The 15401-nt window shown below is 64.1% G+C and carries 14 protein-coding genes; 7 read left to right on the forward strand and 7 right to left on the reverse strand.

The annotated features are described in order from the left end of the window. Nucleotides 1-211 precede the first annotated feature (211 nt). Together JQ624_RS04600 and JQ624_RS04605 are read left to right on the forward strand one after the other, a co-directional pair. On the forward strand, nt 212-535 hold the full coding sequence (locus JQ624_RS04600; RefSeq protein WP_249129385.1) for a hypothetical protein: 324 nt from the start codon (nt 212-214) through the stop codon (nt 533-535). Nucleotides 536-703: 168 nt separating this feature from the next. After that, complete coding sequence (locus tag JQ624_RS04605) at nt 704-2170, forward strand: FecR domain-containing protein (RefSeq protein ID WP_212417659.1); 1467 nt, start codon at nt 704-706, stop codon at nt 2168-2170. A 19-nt stretch (nt 2171-2189) separates the two neighbouring features. On the opposite strand, the gene JQ624_RS04610 is transcribed toward JQ624_RS04605, so the two are convergent. Together JQ624_RS04610 and asd are read right to left on the reverse strand one after the other, a co-directional pair. Further along, complete coding sequence (locus JQ624_RS04610; RefSeq protein ID WP_212417660.1) at nt 2190-2732, reverse strand: NUDIX hydrolase; 543 nt, start codon at nt 2730-2732, stop codon at nt 2190-2192. 70 nt (nt 2733-2802) lie between these two features. After that, nucleotides 2803-3666, reverse strand: coding sequence for an archaetidylserine decarboxylase (gene asd / locus JQ624_RS04615; protein WP_212417842.1), 864 nt, complete (start codon nt 3664-3666; stop codon nt 2803-2805). A 34-nt stretch (nt 3667-3700) separates the two neighbouring features. On the opposite strand from asd, the gene JQ624_RS04620 reads away from it, so the two are divergent. Next, nucleotides 3701-5365, forward strand: a complete 1665-nt coding sequence (locus JQ624_RS04620; protein ID WP_212417661.1) for an aminotransferase class III-fold pyridoxal phosphate-dependent enzyme — start codon at nt 3701-3703, stop codon at nt 5363-5365. A 259-nt stretch (nt 5366-5624) separates the two neighbouring features. On the opposite strand, the gene JQ624_RS04625 is transcribed toward JQ624_RS04620, so the two are convergent. The 3 genes from JQ624_RS04625 to JQ624_RS04635 form a co-directional block, all read right to left on the reverse strand. Further along, nucleotides 5625-6242: a hypothetical protein gene (locus JQ624_RS04625; RefSeq protein ID WP_212417662.1), complete on the reverse strand. Its 618-nt coding sequence runs from the start codon at nt 6240-6242 to the stop codon at nt 5625-5627. Between the two features lie 119 nt (nt 6243-6361). Next, on the reverse strand, nt 6362-7051 hold the full coding sequence (locus JQ624_RS04630; RefSeq protein WP_212417663.1) for a class I SAM-dependent methyltransferase: 690 nt from the start codon (nt 7049-7051) through the stop codon (nt 6362-6364). Nucleotides 7052-7106: 55 nt separating this feature from the next. Continuing rightward, on the reverse strand, nt 7107-8162 hold the full coding sequence (locus JQ624_RS04635) for a glycosyltransferase family 1 protein (RefSeq protein ID WP_212417664.1): 1056 nt from the start codon (nt 8160-8162) through the stop codon (nt 7107-7109). Nucleotides 8163-8299: 137 nt separating this feature from the next. Between JQ624_RS04635 and JQ624_RS04640 the strand changes: the two genes are divergently transcribed. Both JQ624_RS04640 and JQ624_RS04645 read left to right on the forward strand, forming a co-directional pair. Further along, nucleotides 8300-9691 (forward strand): TAXI family TRAP transporter solute-binding subunit, encoded by a 1392-nt coding sequence (locus JQ624_RS04640; protein ID WP_212417665.1) that lies wholly within the window; start codon nt 8300-8302, stop codon nt 9689-9691. 295 nt (nt 9692-9986) lie between these two features. Then, entirely contained in the window at nt 9987-10670 is a 684-nt protein-coding gene (locus tag JQ624_RS04645) for a L,D-transpeptidase (protein WP_212417666.1), read from the forward strand. Nucleotides 10671-10876: 206 nt separating this feature from the next. On the opposite strand, the gene JQ624_RS39265 is transcribed toward JQ624_RS04645, so the two are convergent. Beyond that, the gene (locus JQ624_RS39265; RefSeq protein WP_283816896.1) at nt 10877-11011 is read right to left on the reverse strand and encodes a hypothetical protein; all 135 of its coding nucleotides are present in this window, start codon (nt 11009-11011) and stop codon (nt 10877-10879) included. Between the two features lie 630 nt (nt 11012-11641). Between JQ624_RS39265 and JQ624_RS04650 the strand changes: the two genes are divergently transcribed. Continuing rightward, on the forward strand, nt 11642-12202 hold the full coding sequence (locus JQ624_RS04650; protein WP_249129386.1) for a heme-binding protein: 561 nt from the start codon (nt 11642-11644) through the stop codon (nt 12200-12202). On the opposite strand, the gene JQ624_RS39665 is transcribed toward JQ624_RS04650, so the two are convergent. Further along, nucleotides 12154-13488, reverse strand: a complete 1335-nt coding sequence (locus tag JQ624_RS39665) for a LuxR C-terminal-related transcriptional regulator (RefSeq protein ID WP_212417667.1) — start codon at nt 13486-13488, stop codon at nt 12154-12156. The two genes, JQ624_RS04650 and JQ624_RS39665, sit on opposite strands and share 49 nt — an antisense overlap. A gap of 201 nt (nt 13489-13689) precedes the next feature. Here JQ624_RS39665 and JQ624_RS04660 point away from each other — a divergent pair, with 201 nt between their 5' ends. Then, a complete protein-coding gene (locus JQ624_RS04660) occupies nt 13690-15258 on the forward strand; it encodes a DUF4403 family protein (protein WP_212417668.1) in 1569 nt (522 codons plus the stop codon). Nucleotides 15259-15401 lie beyond the last annotated feature (143 nt).

The raw sequence follows: 15401 nt of genomic DNA on the forward strand, positions 1-15401 counted from the left end.
GTAGTGGAAACGGCTCGATACCCGGCAGCCATGTGTAGAGATCGCGCTCCCGCGATGAAACAAATCTCCCTGCGACGAAACACTTTTGCGCTTGCGACGACAAATTCCCGAAACCATCGCCGCGTAGTTCTCCTGCCCAACGAGGCGCCACTCCGGCGCGAGAGCTCAGGCGCAGCATCCGCTGCCACACCATCCACAAAGGGGACACTCAATGACTTTCACTGCTTCGACCGTGCGCGCCTGCAAGATGCTGATCGCGACCAGCTTTGCGCTGGCCGCGCTGGGCACAGCCGCTCAGGCTTACACGCCAGAGCAGGAGCAGATGTGCACCGGCGATGCGATGCGGCTTTGCTCGTCGGAAATCCCCGATGTCGAGCGCGTCACCGCCTGCATGGTCCAGAAGCGCGCGCAGCTCAGCGACGGCTGCAAGGCCGTCTTTCATTACGTGCCGCCGGCCGCCGCCACGCCGGTGAACTACGCGCCCGCGGCAAAGCCCTCCAGGCCGCTCAACCTGACCCCGCACAAGCGCGGCTGAGCATTTCCTTATTAAAGTCACAGCGCCATGTCCCGGTATTCCGGACGTGGCGCTTGCTCGTTTCGGCCTCCCGTGACAACAAACGCCGGCGTTCATTTCGCATTCAGCCAGGAGAGGCTGAAATCGCAAAGCTTCGCTCCCTGCCTCCCCCTACCCGGAATTCCCCCGATGCAGCGCCAATTGTGTTTCGCGCTCATGCTGTTGGCCTGCAGCACGACGATCGGAGCGACCAATGCTGCCGCGGCTTCGTCCGACCTGACGCAGCTGGCACAGGCGCAGACCGAGCCCTCGCAGCCCGCCGCACCGGCAGCCGCCGCGCCCGATCCCGCCACGCCTGACGCAACCGCTGCGGACGCGCCGGAGGAGCCGATCGGCAACGTCGCGACCGTGACCGGCAGCGCCAGCGTGGTCCGCAACGACAAGACCACGCCGCTCAAGGTCAAGGACGACATCTATCTCAACGACGTGGTGCAGACGGCGGCGAATTCCGCGCTCGGCATCACCTTCATCGACGCCACCACCTTCAATCTCAAAGCCAGCACCCGGATCACCATCGACAATTACGTCTACGAGGACGGCGGCAAGAGCAACGCCGCGATCTTCGACGTCGCCAAGGGTACCGCCGCTTTCGTTGCGGCGTCGGTGGCAAAAACCGGCGACATGAAGATCACGACGCCGACGGCCACCCTCGGCATTCGCGGCACCACCGGCCTCGTCGAAGTGCCGGAGGGTGCCGCCGCCAACAATCCGAACAATGTCGCGGTCAAGCTTTATCCCGATGCCGACGGGCGCGTCGGCCGCATCGAGGTCAACGACCGCGCCGGCGCGCGGCTCGGCTTTCTCACGCAGGGCGCCAGCGGCTTCACCATCCGCCCGGGCGCGGGCGGCGCGCGCTTCGCCGCGGTGCCGCTGGTGATTCCGCAAGCGGTGATGCTGCGCGACCAGGGATTTGTGCGCCAGCTTCACTCGACGCAGAATGTCGGCCGGCAGCTCGTGTTCCAGCAGCGCGAATTCCGCCGCGCCAATCCCGGCTTCGTCAATCCGAACCGGCCGATCCGGCAATTGCAACCTGGCCAGCAGCGGCCAAATGGATTGCCCGGACAGAACAGGCCCGGACAACAACAGCCCGGCCAGCTCAATCGTCCCGGCCAGCCGCGGCAGAACGGCCTGCCCGGGCAACCCGGTCAGCCGCCACTGCCGGCCGTACCCAACCGCCAGGGACAGCAGCCTGATCGGCTCAATCGTCCCGGACAACCGCAGCAGCCGGGTCAATTGAACCGGCCCGGTCAGCAGCAACAGCCGGGCACGCCGAACCGACAGGGACAACAGCAACCCGGCTCGCCCAATCAACCCGGCGTGCCGCCACGGGCCGGACAACCGCCGCGAACCGATCTGCCACCGCAGCCCGGCCTGCCGCCACGCGCAGGCCAACCGCAACAGCCCTCAGTGCCGGCGCAGCCCGGCGCGCCGCTGACGCGGCCGGGATTGCCGAACAGGTTCGGCGTGCCCGGAGTGCAGCGCGTGCCCGGCGTTCAGGGCGCGCCCACCGTGCAGCGTCCGGGACTGCCCGCCGCACCGCGGCGGCCTGCGCCCGCGCCGCAACGCGGCAAGCCGCCGCCGAAGGAATTGCGGTAAAGGTGACGCTCGGCGTGCATCACACCGCGCGCCGCAGCCAGTCTCGCATCCGCTGCATGAGGCTCCGCGGCCACGGCTGGAAGTCCCTCGACGTCTCGACGCGGCGCGGCTCCGCCGCACGGTCGATCGAAACGTCGACTTGCGCCAGGCCGTTCGCCGCAGCCATCGCCATCGGCCCGACCTGTTGCAGAAACGCGCGCTCATAGCCGCGCGACAGCCGCTCGACGGCTTCCCCCAGCGGCAGCCAGTCCACCGCCTTCACGTCGCGCATCAATTCCCGCACCGGCGTGTGCCCTGCCTCCATGCGCCAGTAGTGCACGACCTTGGGGCCGCCGCGTGTCTCATAGGCCAGCGTGCCCAGAAATTCGTGCACGGCGACATCGTGCCCGGTTTCCTCCATCACCTCGCGTTCGGCGGCGGCGCGCGGCGTCTCGCCGTGATCGAGCTTGCCCTTGGGCAGGCACCATTCGTTGCCCTTGCGCAAACGTACCACCGCGACCAGCGGCGGCTCCGCCTGCCGCAGCACAATGCCTCCCGCCGCCAGCACCGGCGTCCGCGCCATCTCGCTTCCCGCGTTCCGATTTCGGATTCCGCGACCATAGAGACAAGCGGCTGCGAAATCGAGCCAGCGATCACGGTTTTCGCAACAGCGGCTCGCCCGCGCGGATGCGAACGCCGTCCGCGACGTTGTCGCAGAACTCAAAATGCTCCGGCGTCAGCACGATGATGGTCGAGCCGTGCTCGAACCAGCCGAGTTCGTCGCCCTTGCTGACGCTCGCATCGCAGGGAAACACGGTTGGCCCCCTGCTCTGCGCGTTGAGCGTGACGTCGAGGAAATGCAGCCGGATGCTGGCCACCAGAATGGCCGCGACCGGCACCAGCGTCAGCGCTTCGCCCGACGGCAGGCGCATCTCGAGCACCGCCCGCTCGTTCTTGCAGAACAGACGCTCGACCCGTTTCAGCGCGATCGGATTGACGTTCCAGACGTCGCCATGGATGAACGTCACCCGTTCGATCTTGCCGTCATACGGCGCGTGAAAGCGGTGATACATGCTCGACGTCAGCCGCAGCGTGAGGAAGCAGCCGTTGCGGTGGCTCTCCACCAGCGCGGGATCGCCGAGCAGATCCAGCAGCGAATAAGGCGCGCCCTTGATCTGGAACAGTTCGGTATCCGCGATCTTGCCGAAGGCGCCGATGATGCCGTCGGAGGGGCTAGCCACGACGGATGGATCGGGATCGGCCGGGCGCAGGCCGGGACGCAGCTCGCGCGTAAAACAATCGTGCAGGCTCCGGAATTCGGTCTTCTTCGCCTCCGACAGATCGAGATCGGAAAACAGCCGCCAGCACGCGATCGAGACATCCCGCACCAAAGTGTTCTCGATCTTGCTGAACCAGCCCATGAAGCGCGTCAGCGCCGCCCGCGGGATGCGGTTGGTCAGCAGGAAATTCAGATCCTCCTGCTGCGTGAAGCGGGCGATCAGGCCCCGGATTGTCATCAATCTGTCAGCAGGATTGGCTAGCGCTTCAGGCATGGATTCGTCCCTTCCGATTCTTTCGCTGTCCGCCGCTGCGGTCGCTAGCGCCGCGGCAGTCTTCCCCAAATTGCAGGCGCGGCTGGCGCTGTCGCGCGCCAAGCACCGCTCGCTGACCGGACATTCCAAAATGTCCAAAATGGTCGCGCGGCTGATGCCGCACTACGAATTCGATATCGACGGCTTCTTCCGTTCCGACGGCGCGCCCGCCGACGTCGCCATGCAGCGCCAGGACGCCTTCTTTCGCCTCGCCTGCCTCTATCAGCAGCGCTATGCCAAGGGCCGACAGATGACGGCCGAGGCAGCTGCGCGCATCTCCGACCTGCAGTTCACGGAAAACTACCGGGTGCCGTTTCAGTACAGCCGACTGGTGCGGGAAAATCTCGGCACCGGCGCCTTCATGCAGTCCTCCGCCGGCGTCACCGTCACCGATGTCGACGGCAACCTGTTCTACGACCTGACCGGCTCCTACGGCGTCAACATTTTCGGCAACGACTTCTACAAGGAATGCATCACGGAAGCCGAAAAGCGCGCGAATGCGCTCGGGCCCGTGCTCGGTCCCTATCATCCCGTCATCACCGACAACGTCCGCCGGTTGTGCGAGATTTCCGGGCTCGACGAAGTCTCGTTCCACATGTCCGGCACCGAAGCGGTCATGCAGGCGGTGCGGCTCGCGCGCTACCACACCAAACGCTCGCACCTGGTTCGCTTTGCCGGCGCCTATCACGGCTGGTGGGGCGACGTGCAGCCCGGCGTCGGCAATCCGGTGTCGCCGCACGAGACCTATACGCTGGCCGACATGTCGGAGCGAACCCTGCATGTGCTGCGCACGCGCAAGGACATTGCCTGCGTGCTGGTCAATCCGCTGCAGGCGCTGCACCCCAACGCCAACGCACCCGGCGATTCCGCTCTCGTCGACAGTTCGCGCAAAGGATATTTCGATCGCGCGGCCTACGCCGAATGGCTGAAGAAACTGCGCGAGGTCTGCAACCAGCGCGGCATCGTGCTGATCTTTGACGAAGTGTTCGTCGGCTTCCGCCTCGCCGCCGGCGGCGCCCAGGAATATTTCGGCGTCCGCGCCGACATGGTCACTTACGGCAAGAGCCTCGCCGGCGGACTTCCGGTCGGCGTGGTCTGCGGCGCTAAGGACCTGATGCGTCGCTTCCGCGATGACCGCCCCGCCGACGTCTGCTTCGCCCGCGGCACTTTCAATTCGCACCCCTACGTGATGACGGCGATGGATGCATTCCTCAGCCGCCTCGCCAGCCCGAACTTCAACGCCGTCTATCAGGGACTCGACGAAACCTGGAACGGCCGCGCCGAGGCGCTGAACGCGCGGCTGGCGGCGAACGATTTGCCCGTCCGCGTCAGCAATCTCTCCTCGATCTGGATGGTGCAATATACCGAGCCGTCCCGCTACAACTGGATGCTTCAGTATTATCTGCGCGCCGAGGGGCTGGCGCTGAGCTGGGTCGGGACCGGCCGGCTGATCTTCAGCCTCAACTACACCGATGCGGACTTCACTGAAGTGGCCGATCGCTTTGTCGCGGCGGCCGAGAAGATGAAGCGCGACGGCTGGTGGTGGCACGATGCTTCGCTGACCAACAAGAACATCAAGCGGCAGTTTTTGAAAGAAATGCTTGCCAAGAAGTTGGGGCGCTAGGGGCGCTCCACCGCTTGTCGTCAGGGCCGGGCTTGTCCCGGCCATCCACGTCTTTCTTGTTGCTGACATTGCCGGGCTATCTCCACGTCATTGCGAGGAGCGTAGCGACGAAGCAATCCGTCCCCCGCGCGGAGAGGTGGATTGCTTCGCTTCGCTCGCAATGACGATCGCACGACTGCTGCTTAAGAACGTGGATGGCCGGCGCGAAGACGCGCTTCGCGCTTTTGCCCGGCCATGACGGTGGTTGATGCAGCAACGCTCACGCGTGCTTGACGTGCTTCTCGAGGCCCGGATCGATCAGTTCACCCTTCATCAGGTACAGCGGCGCCTTGTAGTACAGCTTGAGATCGCTGAAGGGGTCGGTGAGGATTTTCGTCATCCAGACCAGACCGGTCTCGACGTCGCGGATGAAGAACAGGTGCACGGTACGGAACAACAGCCCGCCGATGCCGACCGCCAGCCAGATCTTCGCCACCTGGCGCATGAAGTCCGCCGTCGAGGTCCAGGGCTCGAACAAGCCGAACAGCGTCGGATCGAGATACAGCACCAGTGGCGACAGCGCCCAGATCGTCATCAACACGACCTTGCGCTGCAAATTGTAACCGACCTTGATCTCTTCCTTGTGCTCGTGGGTCGCGTGGTTGACGTGGTCGTAGCCGCGCGGCTCGAAGAAGAAGTGACCGGCCTGCCGCGTCGTCATCGACACCAGCCAGCCGACCAGCGCCGACACCACGGGATCGAAGAACAGCATCACATAGGCGAACAGAAAACTCGCGGCGCTGACGAAGTGCAGCGACTGGTTGATGCGGCTGTGGTGATAATAGCGATGGTCGTCCCAGCGCTGGGTTCGCAGTTCCTGCAGAAAATTCCTGATCATCTCTACCCCCATTCTTTCGGGTTTGTGTTTATCGAGATTCGATGTCCGGCATGTGACATCATGATGTTGACATGTGACTGGTCGCAGCGACGCGGTGACGCAACATCAACAGCCGCGCATTACGCGGCGGCGGCTACGTCGACCTTGCGAAAACGCACCAGGGAGAAATGGCCGAGCGGCGGCACCAGGCGGCGTTCCGCCAGTTCGATGCCGCGCGCGCCGGCCAGCCATTGCGCATAGCGCGACCAGGCGAATTCGGCGGTGCGGAAACCGAGCGGGCGCACCACCGGCTGCAGCCGCTGCTCGATGAAGCGGCGCATGCCGGCATCGGCGCTCACACGAGTCAGAATGATGAGCTCGCCGCCCGGCCGCAGCACACGGGCGAATTCGTCGAGCGCCTTTTCCGGGTTCGGCACCGCGGTGACGACATATTGCGCCATCACGACGTCGAACGAATCGTCGGGGAATTCGAGGTTTTCGGCGTCCATCACCGCAAGCCCCTCGACGTTTTTCAGACCGAGTTCGTCGACGCGCTTCTTCGCCTTCTCCAACATCAACTCCGAAATGTCGGTGCCGAAGATGCGCAGATGCGGCGCGTATAGCGGCAGCGAAATGCCGGTGCCGACGCCGACTTCGAGCACGCGGCCGCCGATCTTGTTGGTTGCCGCGATCGCCGCCTTGCGGCCCTTGCTGAACACGCCCCCGAACACGAGGTCGTAAACCGGCGCCCAGCGATCATAGGCCTGCTCGACCATTTCGCGGTCGAAATCGAGCTGCCTGGTACCGTCAAGCTTGATGATGTCTGCCATGGTTGGTTCTCTGCCTTCTCGTCTTACGCATATGACTGGTTTATGGTCTTTGCACTCAGCCCTGCACGGCGCTCGCGGCGGGCGCCCGGCGCACCGGCCGCAGCGCGCGGCTCGGCTGCAGCGCCGTCAGATTGCCGATGAACTGCCGGGCGCTGTTTTCCCAGGAACGCGAAAGCGCAAAATTCCGGCAGGCCTCGCGCGACATCGTCAGCGCGCGCAGGCACGCGCTGCGCAGATCTGTGTCGATGGCGCCGATCGGATGATCAGCGATGACATCCTTCGGACCGGTGACCGGAAACGCCGCGACCGGCGTACCGCAAGCCAGCGCCTCGAGCTGCACGACGCCAAAAGTGTCGGTCAGGCTCGGAAACACGAAAACGTCGGCGGCAGCGAGATGCGCGGTCAGGTCCGCGCCCTTCTTCTCGCCGAGGAAGATCGCGTCGGGATATTGCTTTGCCAACTGCGCCTTCTGCGGTCCGTCGCCGACCACCACTTTCGAGCCCGGCAGGTCAAGCGACAGAAACGCCTCGAGATTCTTCTCCACCGCGACGCGGCCCATGGTCATGAAAATCGGCCGCGGCAGATCGAGCGTCGCCGGCGTATGCGGGTTGAACAGTTCGGTGTCGACTCCGCGCGTCCAGAAGCCGAGCTTGCGGAACCCCCGCGCGCCGAGTTCCTGCCGCAGCGAGTCGGTCGCGACCATGGTCGTGGTGGACGCGGCGTGAAAGTGCCGCAGCACCGCATAGCCGACGCTCACCGGCAGCCCGGTGCGGACGGCGATATATTCGGGAAAGCGCGTCGTATAGGACGTGGTAAACGCAAGCTTGCGGTGGCGGCAATAGGCGCGCACCACCCAGCCGATCGGCCCCTCGGTCGCGATGTGGATGGCGTCCGGCGCGGCCTGCTCGATCCGCCGCGCGATCTCGCGCCGGTTCGGCAGCGCGATGCGCAGTCCAGGATAGGTCGGCAACGCCATCGAGGGAAATCCGTCCGGGGTCAGGAAGCCGATGTCGGCGCCAAGCGCGGAGGCGCTCTGCGCCAGCGACGTCAGCGTACGGACGACGCCGTTCACCTGCGGATGCCACGCATCGGTCGCTATCAATATCTTCATGTCCCGGACCCGAGATTTCGTGAACGATTCTCAAATCCGACGTTCGGCCATGGATATTTCAGGCGTATGACGTCATCGATATGTAAGGATGTTTTTTAAGCCCCTCTCCACGCATTTTCGTGTAATTTGACAGAATGATGTCAGACCCGAACGACAACAATGCGCGATCCCGCCGGCGGCGAAAGCGGAAGAGCTATGCGCTTCTGATCCTTGCCGCCGGCATGCTCGCATTCGGCGTCGCCGCCGGCACGCTGTATTACGTGCTGCGGCCGACGACGCTGCGGATCGCGGTCGGGCCTGCCGGCAGCGAAGACCAGAAACTCATCCAGCTGATGGCGCAGACTTTTGCGCGCGAAGGCGGCTCGGTGCGGCTGGCGCCGATCACGACAGAAGGAACGGCGCAGAGCATCGCCTTGTTCACGGCCGGCAAGGCCGATCTCGCGGTCGCACGTGGCGACCTGAACCTGCCGGCCAATGCTGAAGCGGTCGCCATCCTGCGCAAGAATGTCGTCGTGCTGTGGTCGGCGCCCGGACTTCCAACGAAGGGCAAGAAACAGTCGACGCCGAGGGTCAAGACGCTGGACGCTTTGCCGGGTCACCGCGTCGGCGTGATCGGACGGACAGAGGCCAACGTGAAGCTGCTGCGCGGAATCCTGAAGGAGTCCGGCATTGATCCCGACAAGGTGGCGGTCAGTCAATTCGCCACCAACCAGACCAGCGAAATGGCGCGCGACCCGACGATCGATGCGTTCATGGCGGTCGGTCCGCTCAAGAGCAAGATCACAGTAGATGCCATCGCGGCAACGGCTGTGGCGCGCGGCGAACCCAAATTCCTGCCGATCGACGTCGCCGACGCAATCGCCAAGAAAAACCCGATCTACGAATCCGAGGAAATCCCCGGCAGTATTTTCAACTCTTCGCCCGCGCGCCCGGAGGACAAGATCGACACGGTTGCCGTCAGCCATCTGATCATCGCGCCGAAGTCGTTGTCGGAGACGGCGGTCGCCGCCTTCGCCCGCCAGCTCTTCACCAACCGCCAGCAACTGGCGCGTGAAATGCCGACCGCCTCGCAGATCGAAAAGCCTGATACCGACAAGGATGCAGCGCTGCCGGCGCATGCGGGAGCTGCGGCCTATATCGACGGCAATGAGCGAACTTTCCTCGAAAAATACACCGACTACATCTGGTTCGCGGTCCTGATCGTCTCGGGCCTGGGATCGGCCGGCGCCTGGCTGAGGCATTACTGGAACAAGGACGAGCGCGAGCAGTACATCGTCCATCGCGATCATTTGCTCGAGCTGATTTCCAGGGTGCGCACCGCCGAAACACCGGGCGAACTGGCGGAAATGCAGGGGGCCGCCGACGGCATGCTGCGGGAGGCGCTCGATTGCTATGATGACGGCACCATCGAGGACGGCGACCTGTCGGTGATCGGACTAGCGCTTGAGCAGTTCCATCACGCGGTCACCGACCGCCGCGTTGTGCTCGGCGCCGGCGAGGCCGGCATGCCGCGAATGCGCGCCAGCTAGACCTGATTGGTTCGGTTGGCTTTCTCCCTCGATTAAGTAGATCTGCCCGCCACGGCGCAACGCCGGTGCAACCGGAGGCGCTTCCTTCTCCCCTTGTGGAAGAGGGAAACGCCCCCTCAGTCCGGTCGGCCGCGCGGCCCACCGTCCGTCAACGAAACCTTAATGAAACAATTCCCTAACTGGACGAAACCATTTTGGCGATTTCGTGCAAATGTCGTGAAACGGTTCACCTGTACATGTTTCCCCAACGACGCGCCGAAAACGGCGCGACTGGGCGTAGAACAGGGGACGACCAATGTTTAATTCATTCAGGCTGAACACCCGATTTGCTGCCGCCGCTTTTGGTGCGCTGGCGATCGGCGCGACCGCATTTTCCGTACCCGCCGCCGCGGCTCCGCTGCCGCTGTTTCCGTTTTTCCTGCCGCAGTTCGAAGCAGCCCCGCCGCCGGTGCAGGCTGTGCCCCAGGATGAAGAAGACCGGACGGTCGATCTGCCGGCGCGCCTGCGCCGCCAGGTCGTGAGCTACGCCACCCGCGAGGCGCCGGGCACGATCATCATCGATACCCCGAACACCTATCTCTATCTCGTGCTCGGCAACGGCCAGGCGATGCGCTATGGCATCGGCATCGGCCGCGACGGTTTTACCTGGTCGGGCACGCAGACCATCACCCGCAAGGCCGAATGGCCGGCCTGGACCCCGCCCCCGGAAATGATCGCCCGCCAGCCCTATCTGCCGCGCCACATGGCCGGCGGCCCCGGCAACCCGCTCGGCGCCCGCGCGATGTATCTCGGCGGCACCATCTATCGCATCCACGGCACCAACGCGCCGGAGACGATCGGCACCCGCGTTTCCTCCGGCTGCCTCCGCCTCACCAACGAAGACGTCTCTGACCTCTATTCGCGGGTCAGCGTCGGCACCAAGGTGATCGTGCTGCCGATGACGGATCGCCGCGCCGATCTCGGCCGCACCATCCGCTGACCGCAAGACAAAACCCACGCTGAAAGCGGCCCCGGCATTGCCGGGGCCGCTTTTCGTATTCAGCACGCGATAGAGCGTTTTCCAGCGAAGTGGAGCCCGGTTCGCGTCAAGAAAACGCGTCAAACCAAAAATCTAGAGCCCGCCGGCCCTTGCAAGCCGGCGGGCGAGGTCAATCCATTAATTCGTCATGAAATCAGCACTTGAAATCAGCACTTGCGCAGGCCGCTCTTGCAATCGGAGCGCATGCGATCGCCGTGCTTATCGGCGGAGGCCGGAGCTATCGCGGCAAAGGTGCCCGCAATGAAGGTGAGCAGAGCCGTAACGAGAATGAAGCGCTTCATCTGATTTTCCCTCTTCGCATCCGCCGCGCTGGCGGCCCGGATGCTGACGATTGACGGCTTCCGAGGTGGAAAGCCGGTGACACGAACGGTCACGCGCGACATTGAGGGCTACCGCGAGGGGCGTCATCCTCCATATTGATGAAGACGCCGACAGATGAGGTCACGTGGATTCGGCGCTATCGCGTTTTCGAGCGAATGCCTGCATCGCACTTCATGCCGGGTGGATACCGGTTCGCGTGAGGCCGATGCTCTGGGCCGTGAACCCGTAAATCCGCCCGGACGGACGGCTTGCCAGAGTCCGCTATGCCCCCCGATAGCAGACCAAATTCTGCCGCGCCGCGAAATGACGCGATGGGCCATCTTCCGGAATCATGCATCGCAGCAATGGCGTCTTTGCGGTAGGGACGCGAGTTACCTCGCGCTCCCCGCACCAGGTCTCTGGGCGGCTCGGGGTGAAATCCCCGGGCCGACTCGGCATCCCGAGAGATCGAGGCCCTCGTCGCGACAGCGCATACACTCGATAGCGGAAGAAGCGCTCGGTGCCAGTTGCAAAACGTCGCGCGGTACGGACTTGTGCCGGCAGTCGCGTCCCGCCCCCTAAGAGTTAATTGTACAGTTCTGGATTCCGCTATGATGACCCGCTATGCTGGCGCGCGCAAAAAGGCTCTGGGAGACAGTCCGACCTCTGAGAGGGTGAATGCCATGACCACATTCAGGAAGCTCGCTGTCGCAGCGAATATTGCCGTCATGACTAGCATTCCGGCAATGGCCCAACAGGCGACGCCGCCCTATGGCACGCCGATCTCGCTTGAACAAGCCAAGAAGGTGATGGCAGCGGGCGAGGCCGAAGCCCAAAAAAACAATTTGTTCGTCGTCATTACAGTCGTCGATACTGGTGGGTACGTGGTAGCTACGCATCGGCTCGACAACACCCAACTTGGATCGATTCCTGTCGCCGAGGGCAAGGCGCGCACGGCGGTGTTGTTCCGCCGCTCATCCAAAGCATTTGAAGATGCTATCGCGGCGGGTGGAATTGGGTTGAGAGTTCTCGGGCTTCAGGGAGCTGTTCCTTACGAGGGCGGCGTCCCGATTGTGGTCGACGGCAAGATTATTGGTGCAGTCGGTGTTTCGGGTATGCTTCCTCAACAGGATGGACAGGTCGCCAATGCCGCCGCCGGTGCGGTGAAATAATTCCATCCCGCATTTCGGTGCACTTGATCGTCACCCCTTGTCCAAGAAGCAGCAAGCCGGCAAGTTCGGCGCTGCCCGCCATGCTGCCGAAAGCGGCGTCGCGACCCGGTACGACAAACTCGCGGCCAGCCATCCGGCGTTCGCCACACTCGCATCAATCCGGGTTTGGCTGCGTGCTGATGAGTCCACGCTCTAGTTTTTGGCGCCGCTTCGATCGAGCGTGACGTTGGCCAGCAGCGAAACCACTTCAGCCTGGCGGGTGCATCCGGTCTTTTCAGCACCTGACGCAGTTGCGAGCGCACGGTGGTGATGGCGACCCCGCCGGCGGAGGCAATCTCTTCCAGGGTTTCGCCGACCGCGAGGCCGCGGGCCACCCGTGCCTCCGACGGCGTCAGGTCGAACAGCGACCGCATCAATTCGACGGGCGGAGCCGGCGGCGCCGCCACTGGCGTCAGCACCAACAGCGCGTAGCTGCCGGTGAAGATGTCGTGGGCCGAACGCCGAACCGGAATCAGGTGAACGACCATCGACGTCCTGTCGTCGCTATCGCGCAGCGGAAATGAGCGCACGGCCGAGCCGGGATCCTTGCCGAGCGCCGCCAGTGCCGCCCACAACAGTTCGTTGGCGCGTCCATCCGTCAGCGCGACGCGGTTTCGCGCCCGCCAGTGCAAATGTTCGCCCATCTCCTCGATCAGGCGATTGGCTTCGACGACCGTGCCGCTTTCGTCCAACAGCAGCGCCGGCAATCCCATCGAAGTGAGCGCGTCATTGGCGCCCTTGGCGCGCTGCAGGCCGAGCCTTGCCGACACGAAGGCGCTGCGCGCCAGATGGGAACGCAATTCGTTCAGCGCCTCGACCCGCTCCTTTTCGATCGGCCCGCGGCTGTGGTCGCGCTCGACGCTGAAAACGATGTGATCTCCGGTCGGCATCTGCAGGCCGGTGCCCGCCGACCATCCGAGCCCGTGCGGACGAAAGAAGTCGCGATAGATCGCTTTGCTTTCGAGTTGGTCCGGGGTCCAGAAATCATGTTCGACGAAAAATCCCGGCATCGACTGGCCGAACAGGCAGACCCGGCGCGGACAGCGCGAAAACCATCCATCCTCGACGTAGGACCGGAAGATGTCCTTCAAATTGGCCGAGGCGGTCCACTTCAGCACCCCGTCGCGGGCCGAGAACAGCAGGCCGCCGCGCGAGTCGGCCAGTTCGGCGAGATCATCCAGCACACCAGGCCAGAGATCGGGGACAAAGGAGCATTCGTAGATGCGGTCGATCAAATCTGTCTTCACGAAAAACCCGGCCGGAGGCAGCAATCATTTACGGCACCGCAAAGCGGCTCGGCACCGCTGCGGCTAATCCGGCGATCATGCAATTATTCCTTCGTCGGGCCAAGCGGTTCCCCGCGCTCATCGAACACCCACCCACACTGGCGTACCACCCCGCTTCGCTGTAAAACGCTTCGGGGCGATTCAATGGGATCCGGGGGCACGATGCGTCTGCCGATGCATCTGAAGACGATTTCGATCGCGCTCGCGGTCGTCGTCGTCTCGTTTGCGGCGAGCCTGAAGGTGATGGACTTCGTCGCGCCGCGCGCCACGAACCGGCCGCCCGCGCTCGCCGAATTGCCGCCGCTGCCGCCGGTGCCGCGCGCCTCCACCGTGATGGCGCCGATTGCGGTTGCGCTCTCGGCGATCCGCGACGCCGCCGATCGCGGCGCGCCGCGCAACTTCACCGGCAAGGCCGACAATCCGATCTCACAGATCCTGCAGAATGCCGATATCGGCTGGACCGCCTCGCGCGGGCCGATCAACGCGACCGGCGCGCAGGACGTGCTGTCGCTGGCGACACCGCTGACGGGAACACTCAACGTCACGGGCTCGCTGTCGGCGAAGGCGACGGGCGCGGTCGGCGACGCGCTCGGCGGCCTGCTCGGCGGCAATGTCGCGAAACAAATCGGCAGCGTAAACATCAAGAACCTCAACGCCAGCGCCGAGATCAAGGGCAACGTCGTCATCACGGCGCGGCCGAAGATCGCCACGAACTGGCGCATCGAGCCCAACCTCGCAGCGCAGGTCAATCTCAGCGACTCGAGCCTCAGCGTGGCGGGCGCGCGCGTCAACGTACCCGCGCAGGTGAAGCCGTTGATCGACAAGAACGTCGCCGAGCAGATCGCGCTGGTGCAGGCGCGCATGCGCAACGATCCGGCCTTCGAACAGAACGCGCGGGCGCAATGGGCCAAGGCCTGCCGCTCGATCCCGCTGCAGGGCACGACGGCCGGTTCGACGATGCCGACGCTGTGGCTGGAGTTGCGCCCCATACGGGCGATTGCCGCGCAGCCGCGCATCGACGCTTCCAACCTTACGCTGACGCTCGGCATCGAGGCGGAGACCCGGATCACGCCGGCCGAGACCAAGCCGTCCTGCCCGTTCCCCGCCACGATCGCCATCGTGCCGCCGACGCCGGGACGGGTCGCGATCGGCGTTCCCATCGACATGCCCTTCACCGAGCTCAACAGAATCGTGGAAGCGCAGTTCGCCGGAAAGACTTTTCCGGAAGATGGTTCCGGCTCGGTCGATGTCACCGTCAAGCGCGCCAGCGTCGCGGCGTCGGGCAACCGCCTCTTGATTTCGCTGCTGGTGAGCGCCAAGGAAAAGAAGAGCTTCCTGGGGCTGGGCGGCGAAGCCAATGTGCATATCTGGGGAAGGCCGGTGCTCGATCAGGCCGAGCAGACGCTGCGGCTGACCGATATCGAACTCGCCGTCGAGTCGGAGGCCGCCTTCGGGCTATTGGGTGCAGCGGCGCGCGCGGCCATCCCGCACTTGCAGAAGACGCTGGCGGAAAAGGCAACCGTCGACCTCAAGCCGTTCGCCGCCAACGCCCAGAAAAAGATTGCGGCCGTGATCGCCGATTTCCAGAAGAACGAGGAAGGCCTGCGGGTCTCGGCCGAGATCAGCAAGCTGCGGCTTGCCGACATCGCCTTCGATTCCAAAACGCTGCGCGTGATCGCGGAAGCCGAAGGCGCAATCAACGTCTATGTGAGCGCGCTGCCGGGATTGTGACGCGGCGATGGGGAACAACTTGACCTGTCTCAAACAGAGTTCAGGGCAAAGCGCTAGCTATGATCGGCCGCTCATCGAAGCGGATTGGGCAGTAGCAGGACATCGTGACGCTGAACCAACCCCGGCAGCAAGGCGAACCCCGT

Origin of the sequence: Bradyrhizobium sp. AUGA SZCCT0283, from assembly GCF_018130385.1 — a bacterium.
Classification (GTDB): Bacteria; Pseudomonadota; Alphaproteobacteria; order Rhizobiales; family Xanthobacteraceae; genus Bradyrhizobium.